The following is a 19934-nucleotide window of genomic DNA, read 5'->3' on the forward strand; positions in this document are numbered from 1 at the left end:
GGCAAACCGTCGCTGTCTTTCCAGTCGGAGTCGCTCATGCGTGTCGGTCTGATCTCCGTCCTGTCCGGGCTCCTTCTGTGCGCGGGCATCCCCGCGACGGCCAGCGCCGACGTGCTCGTCAATGTCGACAAGTCCGCGCAGCGCATGGAGGTCTCGGTCGACGGCCAGCCGCGCTACTCCTGGCCGGTCTCGACCGGCGTCGCGAGCTACGACACCCCGTCCGGCTCCTATCGCCCGTTCCGGATGGAGCGCACGCACTTCTCGAAGGAGTGGGACGACGCGCCCATGCCCTTCGCGATGTTCTTCACGACGCAGGGCCACGCCATCCACGGCACCAACCACGTCCGGAGCCTGGGACGCGCGGCCTCGCACGGCTGCGTGCGCCTGTCGGTGCGCAACGCCGCGACCCTGTTCAACCTCGTGAAGAGCCAGGGCATGGGCCGGACCCGGGTGGTGATCGAGGGGGCGGATGTCCCGATGGCCGACCGGGGTCAGCGCGGAACCCGCGTCGCCCGGAGCCGCAGCCCCTACGGGCCTGACGACCTGCTGGCGGACAGCGATCAGATGGGACGCCGGTCGGTACCGGCCTATTACCGCCCCGCTTCCCGGCCCGCCTACGCGCCCGCGACGGTCTACGGCTATCCGGCCGACACCGACGAGATGGACGGCTGGTAGGCCGGATCGCGCTCCGGGCCCGGTGTCCGCGGATCGGCGCCACGACCTGCCCTGACGCGCGGCCGGTCACCGACCGCGTCGTGTGACTGCGAAAGTCATGCGCCGCCGCTCCCGCCCATTGCCGAGCGCCACCTCCCGGCCTAGCTCCTGCGCGGCCAACAGAGCCTGCGCGGCCCCTGCCGCGACCTGAGACGGACGGAGACACCCCGAGATGCCCTTCGCTTTCTGCCGGTCCCTTCCCCTTGCCGCCCTGGCGCTCGCCGCCGCCACCGTGCCGGGCTACGCCCTGGAGGTCACGCGCTCGGCCGACATCGCCGCGCCGCCGGCCAAGGTCTGGCAGACCATCGGCGAGTTCTGCGGCATCGGCGACTGGCACCCCGCCATCGAGAAATGCGTCCTGTCGGACAAGGACGGCATGAAGGTCCGCACCCTCAGCCTCAAGGGCGGCGGCACCATCAAGGAGGAGCAGGTCTCCCGCGACGACAAGGTGATGAGCTACACCTACACGATCCTGGAGAGCCCGCTCCCGGTCTCGGACTACAAGTCGACCCTGTCGGTCGCCCCCGCCGGCTCCGGCTCGAAGGTGACCTGGACCGGGACCTTCAACGCCAAGGGCGCCCCGGACACGGTCGCCACCGACGCGATCCAGGGCATCTACGATTCGGGCCTGAAGGCGCTCGCCGACAAGGCGAAGTAAGTCCCGTCACGATTCGGAGCGCGCCGCCGGTGTAGGATGCCGGCGGCGCGCTCCAAGGTCCTGCTGGCACAGCGAAATCGCAAGCCGCCGGCGCTCGGCGTCCCGCGCTCCGCGCCCCCTCGGCATGTGGCCGGGGCGATTGACCCACTGCCAAGCTCGGCTCAAAACCTCGGCGGCGCGGTCCCTCGCGCCCCAACAGGATGATCGCCGTGCCCGCGTCCCGCCTCCCGATGCGCCTCAGCCTCGTCGCCCTCGCCGTCGCGGCGCTGGGCGCCTGCCAGCAGCGCGCCACGCCCGCGGTCACCGAGCCCGCGCCGGTCATCCCGGCCCCCCTGGCCCTGCCCACCGGCAGCGGCTGCGGCCCGGAGATCGCGCGCACCAAGGCGATCGTCGACAGCGACGTGGCCACCGGCAACCTCAACAAGCCGGTGGGCGACCGCTTCAGCGCCGACCTCGCCCACGCCGCCGCGGAATGCTCGGCCGGCAAGTCGGGCGAGGCCCTGCACCTGCTCGCCGCCGCCAAGAGCCGCTACGGCTATCGCTGAGCGGCGGCCGCGCCCACGGCGGGCTCCGGCGCGATCCCCGGGACCGCGCGGAGTTCCGTGGCGAGGAAATCCGCCAGCAGCCGGACCCGCGCGATCCCGGCCCGCTCGGGCACGATCAGCAGGCTGAGCGGCACCGACGGCACCGCGTGATCCGGCAGGACCGCCTCGAGCCGGCCGTCGGCGAGACAATCCGCGACCAGCCAACGATGCGCGGGCGCGATGCCCCGCCCCGCGAGGACCGCCGCCCTTGCGGCGAGCCCGTGATCGACCCGGAGGCGTCCGCCGAACGGCACCGCGTGGCGCCCGCCATCCGGTCCTTCGAGAACCAGCGTGCCGCTCCCCGCCACGTTCGTCATGCGGATCCCCTCGTGGCCGGCGAGATCCTGCGGCGTCAGCGGCCGGCCGCGCGCCGCCAGGTAGGCGGGGGCCGCGACGAGACGACGCTCCGACTGCCCGACGGCCCGCAGCCTCAGGGTGCTGTCGGCCAGGGGGCCCAGGCGGATCGCCAGGTCCATGCCCTCGCGGACGAGATCCACGCGCTCGTCGGTCAGGCTCAGATCCACTGAGATGTCGGGGTAGCGGTCCTGGAACGCGAAGACGGTGGCGCCGACGTGGAGGGCGCCCAGCGCCGCCGTGCACGACAGGCGGACGGTGCCCGCCGGAGCGTGCCGCCGGTCCCGCGCCGCGGCACCCGCCTGCTCGACGAGGTCCAGGATGCGCAGGCTGTTCTCGTAGTAGCCCAGGCCCTCGGCCGTCAGGGCCAGGCGCCGCGTCGTCCGGCTGATCAGGGCGACCCCGACGGCGTCCTCGAGTTCGCGCAGGTGCCGGGTGATCGTCGATTGCCCGACTCCGAACTCGCGCGCCACCGCCGACAGGCTGCCGCGCTCGGCCACCCGGACGAAGCTGCGCATGCGCTCCAGGGTGACATCGGATCTATCCATGCTGCGGCACAATCCTATCCGGACGCGCCACGTACCGGATCGATCGGCCGCGGGCTAGCAGGGGGGCCCCGATACACGACGGATCCCGCACCATGAACATCCTGATCGTCTTCGCCCATCCGGAGCCGCGCTCCCTCTGCGGCGCGCTCCGCGACGAGGCCGTGGCCGCGCTGGAGGCGCAGGGCCATGCGGTCGCGGTCTCGGATCTCTACGCGATGGGCTGGAAAGCGGCGGTCGACCGGGCGGACTTCCCGGGCCTCTTCCCCGGGGCGCGCCTGCGCGTGCCAGCCGCCTCGGGGGAGGCCGCCGCGGCCGGACGCCTCACCGCCGACGTGGTCGCCGAGCAGGCCAAGCTCCTGTGGGCCGACCAGCTGATCCTGCTGTTCCCGCTCTGGTGGTTCGGCCTGCCGGCGATCCTCAAGGGCTGGGTCGATCGGGTCTACGCCCACGGCTTCGCCTACGGCGTCGGCGAGCACAGCGACCGGCGCTGGGGCGACCGCTACGGCGAGGGCCGCCTCGCGGGCCGGCGCGCCATGCTGATCGTGACCGCCGGCGGCTGGGAGGAGCACTACGCCGCGCGCGGGATCAACGGGCCGATCGACGACCTGCTGTTCCCGATCCAGCACGGGATCCTGCATTATCCCGGCTACACGGTGCTGCCGCCCTTCGTCGCCTACCGGGCCGACGGCCTCGACGCGGCCGCGTTCGAGGCCGTGGCCGAGCGCCTGCGGGAGCGGCTGGCCGCGCTCGCGACGACGCCCCCGATCCCGTTCCGGCAGCAGAATGGCGGCGATTACCGGATTCCCAGCATGGAGCTGCGGCCGGGGCTGGAGGCGCCGGGCGCGCGGGGATTCGCCCTCCACCGCGCCGGCGCGTGACCGGCGCGGCCGAGGCCGCTCAGATCACGAACAGCAGGTTCAGTCCGGCGCGCCGGAACCCGTCCTCGGCGATCTTCAGATCGAGTCCGTAGGACGCGATGTCGTCCGCCACCGGGTCGAGGGCCGGCGCGCGATGCTGGTGCAGGTGCTTGATGTAGCTGTGGCAGGCCGTGCAGGTCTCGACCTGAACGTCCTTCGAGACCTCGTCGAGCCCGTAATAGCTGACGCCCTCGCCGTCGCCGCAGGCGGTGCAGCGGATCCGGACGTGGTTCCAGTACGTGCCGCAGAGCGAGCAGCTGAGGTACCGGGCCTTGTCGGCCGGGGTCCAGGAGACGATGACGCTCGCCACCGGCGCGCCGCCGCAGCACGGGCAGACACCGTCCGCCACGGGCTTCAGCGCGGTCCTGTCGAGGCGCGCGGCCTGCTCGGCGAGGCGCACCTGCAGCGCGGCCGAGACGAACACGCACTCGGCGATCCGGTCCACCGGCAGCGCGCCCTCGAAAACCTGGAGGGCGAGATCGAGACGATCCTCCCGCGAGGCGGCCCGCAGGGCATCCCGCGCCGCGCCCGAGGCCTCGGGCGCGGTCGAGAGATCCAGCTCGGCGAGCAGCGCGAGGAGGCACGCGTCGAAATCCGGGTCGGCCTCGAGGCCGTGCCGCGACAGCGGCGGCATGCCGTGCTCGCTCCGCAGCGCCTGATCGGCGGCGTCCGGCGCCGCGGGGGCGGGAAACGTCGCCTGGATCACCGCCTGGGCCCGGGCGACCTCGCCGACGAACCGGAGATAGGCCTCCAGCGGGTGCCCGGGCGCGGCCTCCGCCAGGCGCGCGGCCCGGTCGGCGAACAGCGTGGTGGGATCGGGCAGGCGGACGAACGGCACCGAGCCCGAGATCCCGATCTTGTCGGGATCGGGCTTCAGCTCGCTGAAATCCCGGCGGCGGGGCTGGGGCGCCTCGGCTCGTGTCGGGGTCTTCTCCGCGACCGGAGCCGCGGGTTTACGCTTGAAGAAGTTGGCCAAGACTCAGGATCCGCGCTTGTCCACCGAGCCCTGGCGCGCCTTGCCGCCCGCGATCTGCCGGAACCACTTGCGGTGGTGCCGGTAAGCCCAGCCGCCCGTGACCGTGCCGCGGACCATCGCCCGGCCGGTGCCGCGCACCCAGATGCCGGCGTAGATGTGCACCACGATGATCGCGATGGCGATCACGGCGGCCAGCGAGTGGGCGAGCAGCGCCCAGCGCTGGGTCTCGATCGAGGTGAGCCCCCCGAAATAGGTGTTCCAGATCACCAGCCCGGTCACGAACATCACGCCGATCAGCGCGGTCTGGCCCCAGAACACGCCCTTCTGGCCGGCATTGTACTTGCCGAGTTCCGGCAGCCGGTCCTCGCGGTTGGTGACCACGTCGCCGATGTGCTTCGTCCACTCGACATCGTCCTTGTTGGGGATGTTGAGCTTCCAGAAGCGCACGAACAGGAAGAGGAAGCTGACCGCCAGCGCCACGCCGAACCACGGGTGGATCGCCCGGGTCGCCTGTCCGCCGCCGAACAGGCCGGTCAGCGAGAACAGGTAGGGCGTGAACATCGCCAGACCCGACAGGGTCAGCAGCGTGAACAGGATCGCGGTGATCCAGTGGTTGACCCGCTGCACACCGGTGTAACGCGGGACGTACATCACCTCCGGCGCCGCGGACTTGGCGTGGTGGAGGGGGCGGGGATCGCCGTCCCGGATATCGCTGTGGATCGTCATCGGCCTTCACCTGCCTGATGCGGCGCCGGCCCCGCATCGCCGCGGAGGTGGCTCTGAATTGTAAGATAGGGCGAAGCGGCTGTACCGTCCTCGTCCTGTCGCTCGCGGCGCCGCCTCTCTCCCTCCCCCGAAGAGAGGGGAGGGAGACCGTTGCGTCAGTGCGGCCGGACCTCGCCGCCGCCATTCTCCCGGCGCTTGGCCTCGTCGTACTCGACCGCCTCTTCCTCCTCCTCGGGCACGACCTCGTTCGGGCCGGCCGTCACGTAGTGGAAGAAGCCCGCCACGGCCGCGAAGCCCATCGCGGCGAGACCGAACACCTTGGCCCCGCCCTTCCAGAAGGCGACCAGCGGCGAGATCTTCGGATCGTTCGGCAGGCCGGCATAGAGGCTCGGCTGGTCGGCGTGGTGCAGCACGTACATGACGTGCGTGCCGCCGACCCCGGCCGGATCGTAGAGACCCGCCTTGTCGAAGCCGCGCGACTTCAGGTCCTCGACGCGGTCGTGGGCCTGATCGATCATGGCCTGCTTGGTGCCGAACATGATCGAGCCGGTCGGGCAGGCCTTGGCGCAGGCCGGAGCCTGCCCCACCGCCACCCGGTCCGAGCACAGGGTGCACTTGTACGCCTTGTGGTCGGTCTGGCTGATGCGCGGGATGTTGAAGGGGCAGCCCTTCACGCAGTAGCCGCAGCCGATGCAGTTCTCCTCGATGAAGTCGACGATGCCGTTGGAGTACTGCACGATCGCGCCGGGGGACGGGCAGGCCTTCAGGCAGCCCGGCTCGGTGCAGTGCATGCAGCCGTCCTTCCGGATCAGCCATTCGAGGTTGTTGGTCTCCGGGTTCTCGTACTCGGTGAACCGCATCAGGGTCCACGACTTCGGCGTGAGGTCGTGGGGGTTCTGGTAGGTGCCCGTGTTGACGCCGATGTCGTCGCGCAGGTCGTTCCACTCCTCGCAGGCCGACTGGCAGGCCTTGCAGCCGATGCACTTCGACACGTCGATGAGTTTCGCGACCTCCACCTGGCGGCGGATCTCCGGCGGCGTCTCCGTGGAGGCGGAGCGCTGGCGGATGTCGAGGGAGCTGTAGTCAGCCATGTCTGCCGCTCCCCCTTACGCGACCGCGTCCGACGGAGGCGTGGTCGGCTCGATGTTCACGAGCCAGGCCTTGAACTCCGGCGTCTCGGTGTTCGCGTCGCCCACGACCGGCGTGAGCGAGTTCGGGTGCCATCCTTTCTTGGTGTGGCCCATGAAGCCCCAGTGCTGCGGGATGCCGACGACGTGGACGGGCTTGCCGTCGCAGATCAGCGGCTTGATCCGCTTCGTCACCACGGCCTTGGCCTTCAGGGAGCCGCGCTTCGACCAGACGCGGACCCAGCCGCCCTTGGCGATGCCCTTCTCCTTGGCGAGCTCCTCCGAGATCTCCACGAAGGCCTCCGGCTGGAGGATCGCGTTGATCCGGGCGTGCTTGGTCCACCCGTGGAAGTGCTCGGTCAGGCGGTAGCTCGTCGCCGCGTAGGGGAACTCCTTCGCGTCGCCGAGATCGGCCAGGTCGTCCTTGAAGATGCGGGACGCGGGCGCGCCCTTGATCTTCGGGAAGGCGAGGTTGGCCACCGGCGACTCGAAGGGCTCGTAGTGCGTCGGGAACGGCCCGTCGCGCATGAGGCCGCGGGTCCACAGGCGGGCGACACCCTCCTGGTTCAGGATGAACGGCCCGACGCCCTTATCGGGGGCGACGGTGACGCCGTAGTCCGGCACGTCGAAGCCGATCCACTGCTTGCCGTTCCACTCGATGAGCTTCTTCTTCTCCGACCACGGGCGACCCTCGGGGTCGCACGAGGCGCGGTTGTAGAGCACGCGCCGGTTGGCCGGCCACGCGAAGGCCCAGTTGGGCGCGATGCCGCGGTCGCCGGGATCGGTGTTGTCCCGGCGGGCCATCATGTTGCCCTTCTCGGTGTAGCAGCCCGAGTAGATCCAGCAGCCGCACGCGGTGGTGCCGTCGTCCTTCAGCTGGGCGAAGCCGTCGACCTGCCTGCCGGCCGGAATGACGGTCCCGTTGAGGTCCGGCGTCGGCGCCAGCGTGTAGCCGTTCAGCTCGCGGGCGAGCTCGGTCGGCGTCGGCGCCTCGGCGATCGCGTAGTCCCACTTCAGATTGACGATCGCGTCCGGGAAGGCCCCGCCGTCCTTCTTGTAGGCGTTGCGGATGCGCAGGAAGATCTCCGACATGATCTCGATGTCGGAGCGGCACTCGCCGGGCGCGTCCTGCGCCTGCCAGTGCCACTGCAGCCAGCGGCTGGAGTTCGACAGCGAGCCTTCCTCCTCCACGAACAGGGTGGTCGGAAGCTCGAACACCTCGGTCTGGATCTTGGTCGGATCGACGTCGTTGTACTCGCCGTGGTTCTCCCAGAACCGGGCCGTCTCCGTCTTGAGCGGATCCATCACCACGATGAACTTCATCTTGGAGAAGGCTTCCGTCATCTTGGCGCGATTCGGGAATGACAGCAGGGGGTTGAAGCCCTGGATGACGTAGCCGGTCATCTTGCCCTGCTTGGCGAGCTCGAACCCGCGCAGCACGTCGTAGGTCGGCACGTCGAGCTTGGGCAGGTAATCGTACGCCCAATCGTTCTCCTTGGTGGCCTTGTCGCCCCACATCGCCTTCTGGAACGAGACGAAGAACTTGTTGTAGTTCTGCCAGTAACTCGTCTGTCCGGGACGCAGCGGCTTGAACTGCCGCTTGGCGATGTAGCTCGCGTAATCCGGCTCCTTCTCCACCGGGATGTTCAGATAGCCGGGGATGAGATTGCTCATCAGCCCGATATCGGTCAGCCCCTGGATGTTGGAGTGACCGCGCAGGGCCTGCAGGCCGCCGCCGAGCACGCCGAGATTGCCCAGCAGGGTCTGCACGATGCACATCGAGCGGATGTTCTGCGAGCCCTTGGAGTGGTGCGTCCAGCCGAGCGCGTAGAGCGAGGCCATCGACTTCTCGGGGGAAGCCGTGGTCGCCATCAGCTCGCAGACCTTCAGGAAGGTCTCCTTGGGCGAGCCGCAGATCTTCTCGACCATCTCGGGGGTGTAGAGCGAGACGTGCTTCTTCAGGAGCTGCATCACGCAGCGCGGGTGCTGCATCGTCTCGTCGACCACGGCGTAGCCGTCGGGGCCGATCTCGTAGTCCCAGGTGGTCTTGTCGTAGTCGCGCTTGTCCGCGTCGTAGCCCGTGAACAGGCCTTCGCTGAAGTCGTAGCCCTCGCGGACCACGTACCCGGCGTTGGTGTAGGCGGAGACGTAGCGGTGCTGCAGCTTGTCGTTGTCGAGCAGGTACTTGGCCACGCCTGACAGGAACGCGATGTCGGTCCCCTGCCGGATCGGGCAGTAGAGATCGGCCACCGACGCCGTGCGGGTGAAGCGCGGATCGACGACGATCAGCTTGGCGTTGTTATGGGCTTTCGCCTCGACGACCCACTTGAAGCCGCAGGGATGAGCCTCGGCGGCATTGCCGCCCATCACGGTGATCACGTCCGCGTGCTTGATGTCCATCCAGAGGTTGGTCATCGCACCGCGTCCGAAGGAGGGCGCCAAACTGGCGACCGACGGACCGTGTCAAACTCTGGCCTGGTTATCGAAGACCAGGGCCCCCATGCTTCGGACTGTCTTGTAGGTCAGCCAAGCCGTCTCGTTGGTGGTGGCCGAGGCCCCGAGGAAGCCCATCGTGGTCCACCGGTTGACCGTGAGGTCGCCGTTCTTGGCCACGAAGTTCTTGTCCCGGTCCTCCTTCATGAGCCGCGCGATGCGGTCGAGGGCGAAGTCCCAGGACACGCGCTTGAACTCGGAGGACCCCGGCGCGCGGTGGAGCGGGTACTTGGTGCGCGTCTCGGCGTGCACGAAGTCGAGCAGCGCCGAGCCCTTCGGGCAGAGCGTGCCGCGGTTGATCGGGTGATCGGGATCGCCCTCGATGTGCATGACCGAGGAGCGCGCGTTCTTCGAACGGTCCCCGAGGCTGTACAGGATGACGCCGCACGCGACCGAGCAGTACGGGCATGTGTTGCGGGTCTCGCGCATCTGCGCGAGCTTGAAGGGCCGCACCGCGGCGGCCATGGCGGGCTCAAGTCCGCCGAATCCGAGCGCGCCCAGCGAGCCGCCCGCGAGGCCGGCACCGGCCCCCTTGAGCAGGCCACGCCTCGAGACCTGGACCGTCATCTCCGCTCCGTAAAAGCGATCTGGTATAATTCCAGGGTGTCCCAAAAAAGCGTGTGCGAGGCAAGTGCGGTTGCGTGACACAGCAAGTCGCTGTGTCTCGGCCGAAGCAACACGTTCATCGCTCCTGCATCATCCTGCAGGAGAACGAATTTTTTTACTTGCTGGGATTGGCCGGGTTGGAGCCGGACGGACCGGCGGTGCGGTGCTCCAGGGGCGCCTGCGGCTCGGTGGCGGAGGTGCCGCCTGTCTGGGCCGGCGGGACCGGGCGGTCGGCGTTCTCCTTGATCGAGCGGCCGCCCGGGTCGGGCGCGTCCTTGGCGGCCGACTGCTCCCGCGGCACCGGCGCCTGGCTCCAGCCGTCCTGCGCGCTGCGGGACTTGTCGCCCATCGCGTCCACGCCCTTGATCTCGCCCGGCTTGGTCTGCGCGAGGCAGGGCGACGCGGCCGTGGCCACGGCGAGGAGCACCGACATCATCAGGGGGATCGAGCGGGACACGGGGCGGCTCCAGGCTTTGGGCATCGCCCGGGCAACGTGGCCTTCGCCGCCGCAGTTCCGGCCTGCGACACCGTCCGGCTCCGGGCACCCGGATCGCCGGCCGCCGTCGCGGCGCCTGCGGTGACGGCTCCTTAACCAAACCTTGCAACCGTACGTGTCCACAGGCGCGAGGATCTCCCGGTCATGTCGAAGCCGCATCCCGAGCGCCCGTCCGAGACCGAGCGGACCGTCGACGCGCCGCCGCTCAGCTCCGATATCCGACGGCACCTCGGCCAGAACCTGCGCGCGCTCTTCACCGAAACGCTCTCGGCCCCGGTCGATCCGCGGCTGGAAGCCCTGATCGCCCGGCTCGGCAAGCCGAAGCGCTGACGCGGATCGACGCGCGGAGCGCGGCGCGGGGAAGCCGCCGCGGCGCGGAACGCCGCCTCGTGTGCGCCAGAGCACATGGGATTGTTCGTTCTGAGAAACCCATTTCCGCGTAGCGATTCTTCTCCTCGGCCCGCGATCAGGAGAAGATCCATGCGTTCTCATTCTCTACACCCCTGTATTCCCTTGCATTTCCGGCCCGATCATCGATCCTGATCGGGCTACGGCATCGCGCAGGTCCGCATTCGAGGCTTGACTTCGTTCTGTAAAACGAACGATTTCGGGCGTCCCGGGGACGCTTGTCCCTGCGTCGCGAACGCGGATGGCTGGGGGATCGGACGTGATGACGAACGCTTCAGGTCGGGGCCGGTCGGCTCGGGCGATCGGGCTCTCCCTCATGGCCGGAGCCGCGCTGCTGGCCTGCGCGCTGCCGGTCGCGGCGGAGACCGCGCTCCTCAACGTCTCGTACGATCCGACGCGCGAACTCTACCGCGAGATCAACACCGCCTTCGCGGCGGACTGGAAGGCCAAGACCGGTGAGGCGATCACGGTGCGGGCCTCGCACGGCGGCTCGGGCGCGCAGGCGCGGACGGTGATCGACGGGGTCGACGCCGACGTGGTCACCCTCGGCATCCCCTCCGACATCGACGCGATCGCCAAGCTCACCCGCAAGATCCCCGAGGACTGGCGCAGCAAGCTGCCGAACCAGGGGACGCCCTACACCTCGACGGTGGTGTTCCTCGTCCGGAAGGGCAACCCGAAGGGCGTCAAGGACTGGGACGACCTGGTCAAGCCCGACGTGAAGGTCATCACCCCGAACCCGAAGACGTCGGCGGGCGGGCGCTGGAACTTCCTCGCCGCCTGGGGCTACGCCTACAATCACGACAAGGACGCCGCCAAGGCCGACGCCTTCGTGGGGCAGGTCTACAAGAACGTGCCGGTGCTCGACACCGGCGCCCGCGGGTCGACCGTGACCTTCGCGCAGCGCGGCCTCGGCGACGTCCTGCCGACCTGGGAGAACGAGGCCTACCTCGTGCTCCAGGAATTCGGCGCCGACAAGTTCGACATCGTCTCGCCGCCGACCTCGATCTACGCCGAGCCGCCCGTGGCCCTGGTGGCGGTCAATGCCGAGCGGAAGGGCACCACCAAGGCGGCCCAGGCCTATCTCGACTTCCTCTACGGCGACCGCGCCCAGGCGATCTTCGCCAAGCACCATTACCGGCCGATCCGGCGGGAGGCGGCCGCCCCGGCGGATCTCGCCCAGCTGCCCGAGATCAAGCTGTTCAAGATCGAGGATCTGCAGGGATCCTGGGACGAGATCCAGAAGCGGAACTTCGACGCCGGCGGCCTGTTCGACCGTCTGAGCCGGGCCGGCCGCTGAGGCTTCAGATCATGGTCCAGACGCCCCGTCCCCGTCGGACATTCCGACGGCCGAGCGTGATCCCGGGCTTCGGGATCAGCTTCGGCTACACGCTGACCTGCCTCGGCCTGATCGTCCTGCTGCCGCTCGCGGGCCTCGTGGTGAAGGCCTCGGGTCTCGGCCTGTCGGGCATCTGGGAGGTCGCCACCGATCCCCGCGTTGCGAGCGCCCTGCGGATCAGCTTCGGCGTCTCGGCCATCGCGGCGCTGGTGGCCTCGGCCTTCGGCTTCCTCGTGGCCTGGGTGCTGACCCGCTACCGCTTCCCGGGCCGCAAGCTGGTCGACGCCGCCGTCGACCTGCCGTTCGCCCTGCCCACCGCGGTCGCCGGCATCGCGCTCGCCGCGCTCTACGCGCCGGACGGGCTCCTCGGCGCGCCGCTCGCGCGCCTCGGCATCCAGGCGGCCTACACGCCGGTCGGCATCTTCATCGCCATGGTGTTCATCGGCCTGCCCTTCGCGGTGCGGACCGTGCAGCCGCTGATCGCCGAGATCGACAAGGAGATCGAGGAGGCCTCGGCCACCCTCGGGGCGACGCGCCTCGTCACCCTCACCCGGGTGGTGCTGCCGCCGCTGATCCCGGCGGTGCTCACGGGCTTCGCGCTCGCCTTCGCCCGGGGCGTCGGCGAGTACGGCTCGATCATCTTCATCGCCGGCAACCTGCCCTACGTGTCGGAGATCGCGCCGCTCCTGATCGTCATCAAGCTCTCCGAGTTCGACTACGGCGGCGCCGCGGCCATCGCGACGATCATGCTCGGGATCTCGTTCCTGACGCTGCTCGCCATCAATCTCATCCAGGCCTGGTCCCGGAGGCGGTTCGGCTATGTCTGAGATCTTCTCCCCCGCCTTCGTGCCGGCCGCCAAGCCGGCCCCGGTCGCCTCCGAGGGCGCGGGCATCCGCGCGGTCCTGATCGGGATCGCGGTGGCGTTCCTCGCGCTCTTCCTGGTGCTGCCGCTGTTCGCGGTCTTCCTCCAGGCCTTCTCGAAGGGGCTCGGCGCCTTCCTGGACGCGTTCCGCGAGCCCGATGCCTGGAGCGCGATCCGGCTGACGCTGACGGTGGCGGCGATCGCGGTGCCGTTCAACGTCGTGTTCGGGCTCGCCGCCTCCTGGGCGATCGCCAAGTTCGATTTCCCCGGCAAGGCGCTGCTGATCACTCTGATCGACCTGCCGTTCTCGGTCTCGCCGGTGGTCTCGGGGATGATCTACGTGCTGCTGTTCGGGTCCCAGGGCCTGTTCGGCTCCTGGCTCATCGATCACGGCATCCAGATCCTGTTCGCCCTGCCGGGGATCGTGCTGGCGACGGTGTTCGTGACCTTCCCGTTCGTCGCCCGCGAGCTGATCCCGCTGATGCAGGAGCAGGGGACCGCCGAGGAAGAGGCGGCGCTGACGCTCGGCGCCTCGGGCCTGCACGCGTTCCGGACGGTGACGCTGCCCAATATCCGCTGGGGCCTGCTCTACAGCGTGCTCCTCTGCAATGCCCGGGCGATGGGCGAGTTCGGGGCGGTGTCGGTGGTGTCGGGCCACATCCGCGGCCTGACCAACACCATCCCACTCCACGTGGAGATCCTCTACAATGAGTACAACTTCGTCGCCGCATTCGCCGTCGCTTCGCTCCTCGCCGTCCTTGCCCTCATCACCCTCGTCCTCAAATCCGTCCTCGAATGGCGCTTCGCGGGCGAGCTCGCGCACGGCCGGGCGCACTGACAGGCCCTCGGATCGCCCCTCGACGGCGATCCGGGTCGAGAACGTCTCGAAGACGTTCGACACGGCGGCGGTGCTGCACGACCTGTCGCTGGACGTGCGGGCGGGCGAGCTGATCGGCCTGCTCGGGCCCTCGGGCTCGGGCAAGACGACGCTCTTGCGGATCATCGCCGGGCTCGACGCGCCGGACCGGGGCCGGATCCTGTTCGGGGACGACGACGCCACCGGACTCGCCGTGCAGGAGCGGGCGGTCGGCTTCGTCTTCCAGCACTACGCCCTGTTCAAGCACATGAGCGTGGCCGACAACATCGCCTACGGGCTGAACGCGCGCCGCCGCGCCGATCGCCCGTCCAAGACCGAGATCAAGCGCCGGGTCGGCGACCTGCTCGACCTGATCCGCCTGTCGGGGTTCGGCGACCGCTACCCGTCGCAGCTCTCGGGCGGTCAGCGCCAGCGCGTGGCGCTCGCCCGCGCGCTCGCCGTGGAGCCGCGGGTGCTGCTGCTCGACGAGCCCTTCGGGGCGCTGGACGCCCAGGTCCGAAAGGACCTGCGCCGCTGGCTGCGCGAGATCCACGACCGCACCGGCCAGACCACGATCTTCGTGACCCACGACCAGGACGAGGCGCTGGAGCTGTCCGACCGGGTGGCGGTGCTGGATCGCGGCCGGCTGGAGCAGGTCGGCACGCCGGACGAGGTGCAGGAGAATCCGGCCTCCGCGACCGTCATGAAGTTTCTGGGCGATTCCGTCGAGGTCGAGGCCATCGCCGAGGGCGGCCGGGTGCTGGTGCGCGGGCGGGAGACGCCGGTCGTCGCGCCGGTCGGCACGATCGGTCCGGTGAAGCTCTACGTGCGCCCCTGGCAGCTCCAGCTCGCCGAGCCCGAGGCTTCGCACCTCTCCGGCACCGTGCGCAGCTCCTACCGGACGCAGGGCCGCCAGCGGATCGAGGTGGCCGACGCCGAGGGTCGCGTACTGGCGGTCGAGGATTCCGACGGCGTGCGCTACGCCGCCGGGCACCCGGTGGGTCTGCGGATCAACGGGGGGCACGTGTTCGGGTGAGGCTCGCCAGCGGCCGCGCGGCACCCTACGCTGCCGACCCATGACCGCACCGAGTCGCGACCCCGCCCCCGATGTCCTCGCCGCCATCGGCCAGACGCCGCTGATCCGCCTGCGCCGGGCCTCCGAGGAGACCGGCTGCGCCATCTATGGCAAGGCCGAGTTCCTCAATCCCGGCCTGTCGGTGAAGGACCGCGCGGCGCTCTCGATCGTGCGGGACGCCGAGGCCAAGGGCCTGATCGGGCCGGGCGGCATGATCGTGGAGGGCACCGCCGGCAACACCGGCATCGGCCTCGCCCTGGTGGCCTCGGTGCGCGGCTACCGGACGCTGATCGTCATCCCGGTCACCCAGTCCGAGGAGAAGAAGCAGACCCTGCGGCTCGCGGGCGCCCGGCTGGTGGAGGTGCCGGCGGTGCCCTTCGCCAACCCGAACAACTACGTCCACGTGGCCCGGCGGCTCGCGGAGAAGCTCGCCGCCACCGAGCCGGCGGGCGCCTTCTTCGCCGACCAGTTCGACAACGTCGCCAATCGGCGGGCCCATGTCGACGGCACCGGTCCGGAGATCTGGGCGCAGACCGGCGGCCGGGTCGACGGCTTCGTCTGCGCGGCCGGGACCGGCGGCACGCTGGCCGGCACCGCCGAGGCCCTGCGCGCCCGCAACCCGCAGGTGCGGATCGCGCTGTCGGATCCGGAAGGCTCGGCCCTCTACGCCCACTACACGACCGGCACCCTGAAGGCCGAGGGCTCCTCGATCACCGAGGGGATCGGCCAGGGACGGATCACCCGCAACCTGGAGGGCTTCACACCGGACCGCGCCTTCCGGATCCCGGACCGCGAGGCCCTCGACATCGTCTTCGGGCTGATGCGGGAGGAGGGGCTGTCGCTGGGCGGCTCGTCGGGCATCAACGTCGCCGGGGCGATCCGGCTGGCCCGGGACCTCGGGCCCGGCCACACCGTCGTGACGATCCTGTGCGACGGGGCGGCCCGCTACGCCTCGAAGCTGTTCAACCCGACCTTCCTCGCCGAGCGCGACCTGCCGGTGCCGGGCTGGCTCGACGCGCCCGCGGAGGCCCTGCCGGACTGGCACGCCTGAGGCCCGGGCCTCATCCGGAATTTTCCTCACAAAAGCGTAGCTTGGCGTTGAACGGAACGGAATGTCGCAGCGTTTGAACGGTCACGCTCGCACCAGCGCGACCGTCCGGAGAACGCGACCGATGTCCCTCGTCACCATCCTGCTCATCATCCTGATCATCCTGGCCTTCGGCGGCGGCGGCTTCCTCGGCGGCGGCGCGTATCGCGGGCCCGGCTTCGGCCTGGGCGGCATCCTGCTGATCGTGCTGATCGTTCTCCTGGTCACCGGGCGGCTCTGAGCCGGAACCCGTCGCCCGGGCGGACGATGGTCCGCCCGGGCCCCTGGACGGCCGCGGGTCCCGGCCGAGCGACAGGACATCCGACCTTCGCGATCCCTACCGGCAGGTGATCCCGAACACGGCGGGCGCGACCGCGCCGGGCCCGCCCCCCGGTTGGGGCGGCGCGGCGGCGATGCCCTGGGCGGCGAGGAAGGCGGCGATCGCCCGTGCCGGCACGACCGGCAGGCGCGCCGGCGGCACCACCCCGGCGACCCGGCGGGGCGTCGCGGGATAGCGGGCGACGAGCCCGACGAGGGCCCCCGACCGGTCGAGCACCGGCGCGCCGCCGGAACCCGGCTGGAGCGCCGCGATCACGTCGCCGCCCCGCGCATCGCCGGGGGCGGCCTGGACCCCGTCGGCGCCCGGCGCCAGGGCGATCACGCTCTCCTCGGCACCGACGGGCTCGGACCGGAGCGCGGGCCGGAGCGGGGCAGGGGCGCCGGGCACGTCGAGGAGGGCGAGGCCGGCCGGGTCGGTGGCGAGCACCCGCGCCGCCGTCGCGCCGACGCGGGGCTGCGCGCAGCCCTCCAGCACGGCGGCGGCGGTGAGCACGCGTCCCGGCGCCACCGCGAGACCCGCGCCCGATGCCGGAGCGGAGGCGAGGCTCGCCGGCCCCAGGGGCGCGGCGGCCTGCGGCCGGGGCGCCGGGTCGGCGCCGCGGGTCGCCGGCGCCGGGCCTGAGGGGAGCTGGGCGGCCGGCGCCGCGGCGGTGTCGGGAAACGGCACGAAGGCGTTCGCCACGGCGATGACGAGCCGGTCGACCTCCGGTGCCAGGGCCCTGTCGTAGCCGAGCAGGAAACCGCGGACGCCCTCGGGTCCGGAGGCGTAGCGGATGTAGGACAGTCCCGGCCCGGTCTCGGCGGTGACCACGACGGTGTCCGGCCGCCTCAGCTTGTAGGTCACCTTGCGGCCGGGGAGCGGCGCGGTCGCCTTCTCGAACAGCGCGTCCAGGCTCTCGGCGCCCGGCGGGAAGGCGCGGGATTCCAGGGTGACGCGCCCGTCCTGGCTCTGCCAGCGGGTCCCGGAGGGCAGGGCGGTCCGTCTCGCCAGGAGCCGCTCGGGCACCCCCATCACGGCGCCGGTCCCGGGATCGACCGCGACGCGGAAGCGCGCCGCGTTCCGCGCCGCCGCGCCGGCGGCCAGCAGCGCCGCCCGGCCGCGCGGATCGAGGGGGTCGGCCCCGCCGGTCCGGGCGGCGTGGGCGGTGAGCGCCTCGAAGGTCCGGCGCCCGAAGGCCCCCGACACCACGGCGTTGAAGTCGCCGGTCCAGACGAGGGCGTCCTGGACGGCCTTGCGGTCGGCCTCCGGCAGGGCCTCGAAGCCGGCCTTCATGGCCTCGAAGGCCGGGTCGGCCGGCGCTCCGGGCACCGCCGCGGGTCTCGGAGCGGCCCGGGCGGGCGCCGGCCGGTCCTGGGCCGCGACCGGCCCGGTGCCGAGGGCGATCAGGATCGCGAGGGCGGACGCGCGCCGGGCGCGGCCGCGCGGGGCGCCCGGGATCCGACACCGCGACGCGTCACCCGAATCCATGCCCGCCCTCCGACCCTCGTCGGCCGATCCTGGCAGAGGCCGCCGCGACAGGCCAGATCAATCCGGCCCCGGCCCGATCCCGGCCCGATCCCAGCAGCCGTGCGTCCGGCGCCGCGATGCGCTACAGGGCGGATGTCCGGCCCTGGGCGGCGGCCGGCTCCCGGATCGGTCGTCCGGCCACGCGATGCCGCCACGGTTCGACGCGGGGCCCGGCATGAGCGACACCAACAACACCTTCAAGAAGGCGCCCAAGCGCAAGGCCGCCAAGGGCAAGAGCATCAGCGTGTCGCCGGAGATGCGGCAGGCCTACGCCGACCTGATCCAGGAGCGCGCGGAGAAGCAGGAGGCCTACGGCCGCCACCTGCCGCAGGACGAGACGCGGCGGCGGTAGCGCGAACGGTCGGGGGAAGCGCCGCCCCGAATCGGTCTCAGCGCCTGCGCACGAACTCGGTGCGCAGCACCAGGCCCTTGATGGTGTCGTGGCGGCAGTCGATCTCCTCCGGATCGTCCGTGAGCCGGATCGAGCGGATGACCGTGCCCTGCTTCAGGGTCTGGTTGGCACCCTTGACCTTGAGGTCCTTGATCAGGGTGACCGAATCGCCGTCGGCCAGGATGTTGCCGGCCGCGTCGCGGACGGCCGTCGCCGCGGGGGGCGTGGCCGCGGAGCCGGGCGGGAGCCACTCGCCCGTCGCCTCGTCGTAGACGTAAGTTTCGTCGTCGCCGCTCAAAGCCGTGCCCCCTGTTCGGATCGGGGCCGAGTCCTGTCAGGATCGCGTGGGCCCGTCATCCGCGCGTCCCGGCACACCGAACCGGTCAGCGGGTCGGCGCGGGACGCCGCGAAGCTTAGCCGATCGGGCCGGCCCCGCGCGAGAGCGGGGCCGGCTCGACGGGGCACCCTACCGCTTGAGCGGGCCGGCCTCGATCACGTCCTCGACCGTGCGCAGGCCGGCGCGGGGCGAGTTGACGAGGCAGGCCATGTTGCCCGGCGGGTGCTGGTTCTTCCACATCTTGGTGTGGGCCTGGGGGATCTTGTCCCAGGGGAAGACCTCGCTCATGCACGGGTCGATCCGCTGGTCGAGCACGAACTGGTTCGCCGCCGAGGCCTGCTTGAGGTGGGCGAAGTGCGAGCCCTGGATGCGCTTCTGGCGCATCCAGACGTAGCGGGCGTCGAAGGTGATGTTGAAGCCGGTCGTGCCGGCGCAGAACACCACCATGCCGCCGCGCTTCACCACCAGCGCCGAGACCGGGAAGGTCGCCTCGCCGGGATGCTCGAACACGATGTCGACGTCCTGCTTGCCGGTGATGTCCCAGATCGCCTTGCCGAACTTCCGCGCCTCCTTGGTCCAGGCGTGGAACTCGGGGCTGTTGACCTTCGGGAGCTGGCCCCAGCAGTTGAAGTCCTTGCGGTTGATGACGCCCTTGGCGCCGAGGCTCATCACGTAGTCCCGCTTCGAATCGTCCGAGATCACCGCGATCGCGTTGGCGCCCGAGGCCGCGCAGAGCTGCACGCCGAACACGCCGAGGCCGCCGGAGGCACCCCAGATCAGCACGTTCTGGCCGGGCTTCACCGTGTGCGGGGCGTGGCCGAACAGCATGCGGTAGGCGGTGGCGAGCGTCAGCGTGTAGCAGGCCGCCTCCTCCCAGGTGAGGTGCTTCGGCCGGACCATGAGCTGGCGGGACTGCACCCGGCAGAACTGCGCGAACGAGCCGTCGCCGGTCTCGTAGCCCCAGATGCGCTGCGAGGGCGAGAACATCGGGTCGCCGCCGTTGCACTCCTCGTCGTCGCCGTCGTCCCGGTTGCAGTGGACGATGACCTCGTCGCCGACCTTCCAGCGCTTCACCTTGGAGCCGACCTTCCAGACGATGCCGGAGGCGTCGGAGCCCGCGATGTGGTACTCGCCCTTGTGCACGTCGAAGGGCGAGATCGGCTCGCCGAGGCCGGCCCAGACGCCGTTGTAGTTGACGCCCGCCGCCATGACGTAGACCAGCACCTCGTCGTCGCCGATCTCCCAGACCGGCAGCACCTCGAGCTGGTGGGACTGCTCCGGGGGACCGTGCCGCTCGCGCCGGATCGCCCAGGCATACATCTTGGCCGGCACATGACCCAGCGGCGGGATCTCACCCATCTCGTAGAGGTCCTTGACCTCCCCACCCGTCGGACTGATCGCAGCGCTCGCCGCCATCTCGCTCTCCTCTCGTCCCGCGTGTTTCTCACGGCCGCGGTTCTCCATCGCGCTATACCGGCGATGCCGGAGGCGTCCAAGTGGGCCGAAAGTCGAAAGCCGACGGTTTCCGACATG

General features: G+C 70.7%; 21 protein-coding genes. 12 read left to right on the top strand and 9 right to left on the bottom strand.

What is annotated here, in order from left to right; genetic code table 11:
• Positions 1-36: 36 nt before the first annotated feature.
• From ACLBXO_RS14800 to ACLBXO_RS14810, 3 genes are all read left to right on the top strand, one after another.
• A complete protein-coding gene (locus ACLBXO_RS14800) occupies positions 37-675 on the top strand; it encodes a L,D-transpeptidase (RefSeq protein WP_447685801.1) in 639 nt (212 codons plus the stop codon).
• Positions 676-886: 211 nt separating this feature from the next.
• Complete coding sequence (locus tag ACLBXO_RS14805; RefSeq protein WP_012318087.1) at positions 887-1372, top strand: SRPBCC family protein; 486 nt, start codon at positions 887-889, stop codon at positions 1370-1372.
• Between the two features lie 200 nt (positions 1373-1572).
• A complete protein-coding gene (locus tag ACLBXO_RS14810; protein WP_447685802.1) occupies positions 1573-1917 on the top strand; it encodes a hypothetical protein in 345 nt (114 codons plus the stop codon).
• Here ACLBXO_RS14810 and ACLBXO_RS14815 read toward each other — a convergent pair.
• On the bottom strand, positions 1908-2858 hold the full coding sequence (locus tag ACLBXO_RS14815; RefSeq protein ID WP_447685803.1) for a LysR family transcriptional regulator: 951 nt from the start codon (positions 2856-2858) through the stop codon (positions 1908-1910). The two genes, ACLBXO_RS14810 and ACLBXO_RS14815, sit on opposite strands and share 10 nt — an antisense overlap.
• A 92-nt stretch (positions 2859-2950) precedes the next feature.
• Here ACLBXO_RS14815 and ACLBXO_RS14820 point away from each other — a divergent pair, with 92 nt between their 5' ends.
• Entirely contained in the window at positions 2951-3736 is a 786-nt protein-coding gene (locus tag ACLBXO_RS14820) for an NAD(P)H-dependent oxidoreductase (protein WP_447685804.1), read from the top strand.
• 19 nt (positions 3737-3755) lie between these two features.
• On the opposite strand, the gene fdhE is transcribed toward ACLBXO_RS14820, so the two are convergent.
• From fdhE to ACLBXO_RS14845, 5 genes are all read right to left on the bottom strand, one after another.
• Positions 3756-4751 (bottom strand): formate dehydrogenase accessory protein FdhE, encoded by a 996-nt coding sequence (gene fdhE / locus ACLBXO_RS14825; RefSeq protein ID WP_447685805.1) that lies wholly within the window; start codon positions 4749-4751, stop codon positions 3756-3758.
• Between the two features lie 3 nt (positions 4752-4754).
• Positions 4755-5477: a formate dehydrogenase subunit gamma gene (locus ACLBXO_RS14830; RefSeq protein ID WP_447685806.1), complete on the bottom strand. Its 723-nt coding sequence runs from the start codon at positions 5475-5477 to the stop codon at positions 4755-4757.
• A gap of 155 nt (positions 5478-5632) precedes the next feature.
• Entirely contained in the window at positions 5633-6568 is a 936-nt protein-coding gene (gene fdxH / locus ACLBXO_RS14835) for a formate dehydrogenase subunit beta (protein ID WP_331314072.1), read from the bottom strand.
• 15 nt (positions 6569-6583) lie between these two features.
• Positions 6584-9664, bottom strand: coding sequence for a formate dehydrogenase-N subunit alpha (gene fdnG, locus ACLBXO_RS14840; RefSeq protein ID WP_447685807.1), 3081 nt, complete (start codon positions 9662-9664; stop codon positions 6584-6586).
• Between the two features lie 154 nt (positions 9665-9818).
• Positions 9819-10160: a hypothetical protein gene (locus tag ACLBXO_RS14845; protein WP_331314074.1), complete on the bottom strand. Its 342-nt coding sequence runs from the start codon at positions 10158-10160 to the stop codon at positions 9819-9821.
• A gap of 183 nt (positions 10161-10343) precedes the next feature.
• On the opposite strand from ACLBXO_RS14845, the gene ACLBXO_RS14850 reads away from it, so the two are divergent.
• The 7 genes from ACLBXO_RS14850 (at position 10344) to ACLBXO_RS14880 (ending at position 16068) form a co-directional block, all read left to right on the top strand.
• Positions 10344-10529 carry a hypothetical protein gene (locus ACLBXO_RS14850; protein WP_331314075.1) on the top strand — a complete coding sequence of 62 codons (186 nt, stop codon included), beginning with the start codon at positions 10344-10346 and terminating at the stop codon, positions 10527-10529.
• Positions 10530-10869: 340 nt separating this feature from the next.
• The gene (locus tag ACLBXO_RS14855; RefSeq protein WP_447685808.1) at positions 10870-11907 is read left to right on the top strand and encodes a sulfate ABC transporter substrate-binding protein; all 1038 of its coding nucleotides are present in this window, start codon (positions 10870-10872) and stop codon (positions 11905-11907) included.
• 11 nt (positions 11908-11918) lie between these two features.
• Positions 11919-12773, top strand: coding sequence for a sulfate ABC transporter permease subunit CysT (cysT, locus tag ACLBXO_RS14860; protein ID WP_331314076.1), 855 nt, complete (start codon positions 11919-11921; stop codon positions 12771-12773).
• Positions 12766-13647, top strand: coding sequence for a sulfate ABC transporter permease subunit CysW (gene cysW / locus ACLBXO_RS14865; protein WP_447685809.1), 882 nt, complete (start codon positions 12766-12768; stop codon positions 13645-13647). Before cysT ends, cysW begins: the two co-directional genes overlap by 8 nt.
• A gap of 70 nt (positions 13648-13717) precedes the next feature.
• On the top strand, positions 13718-14701 hold the full coding sequence (locus tag ACLBXO_RS14870) for a sulfate/molybdate ABC transporter ATP-binding protein (protein WP_419539330.1): 984 nt from the start codon (positions 13718-13720) through the stop codon (positions 14699-14701).
• Between the two features lie 40 nt (positions 14702-14741).
• Positions 14742-15791 (top strand): cysteine synthase A, encoded by a 1050-nt coding sequence (locus ACLBXO_RS14875; RefSeq protein ID WP_447685810.1) that lies wholly within the window; start codon positions 14742-14744, stop codon positions 15789-15791.
• 121 nt (positions 15792-15912) lie between these two features.
• Entirely contained in the window at positions 15913-16068 is a 156-nt protein-coding gene (locus ACLBXO_RS14880; RefSeq protein WP_007563230.1) for a hypothetical protein, read from the top strand.
• 96 nt (positions 16069-16164) lie between these two features.
• Here ACLBXO_RS14880 and ACLBXO_RS14885 read toward each other — a convergent pair whose 3' ends face one another.
• On the bottom strand, positions 16165-17634 hold the full coding sequence (locus ACLBXO_RS14885; protein WP_447685811.1) for a serine protease: 1470 nt from the start codon (positions 17632-17634) through the stop codon (positions 16165-16167).
• Between the two features lie 214 nt (positions 17635-17848).
• Between ACLBXO_RS14885 and ACLBXO_RS14890 the strand changes: the two genes are divergently transcribed.
• Positions 17849-18025: a hypothetical protein gene (locus ACLBXO_RS14890; protein WP_012318104.1), complete on the top strand. Its 177-nt coding sequence runs from the start codon at positions 17849-17851 to the stop codon at positions 18023-18025.
• A gap of 37 nt (positions 18026-18062) precedes the next feature.
• Here ACLBXO_RS14890 and ACLBXO_RS14895 read toward each other — a convergent pair whose 3' ends face one another.
• Positions 18063-18362, bottom strand: a complete 300-nt coding sequence (locus ACLBXO_RS14895; protein WP_331314079.1) for an alkylphosphonate utilization protein — start codon at positions 18360-18362, stop codon at positions 18063-18065.
• Positions 18363-18530: 168 nt separating this feature from the next.
• Positions 18531-19817 (bottom strand): crotonyl-CoA carboxylase/reductase, encoded by a 1287-nt coding sequence (gene ccrA, locus ACLBXO_RS14900; RefSeq protein WP_331314080.1) that lies wholly within the window; start codon positions 19815-19817, stop codon positions 18531-18533.
• Positions 19818-19934 lie beyond the last annotated feature (117 nt).

The sequence above is a fragment of the Methylobacterium sp. C33D genome, from assembly GCF_053345825.1.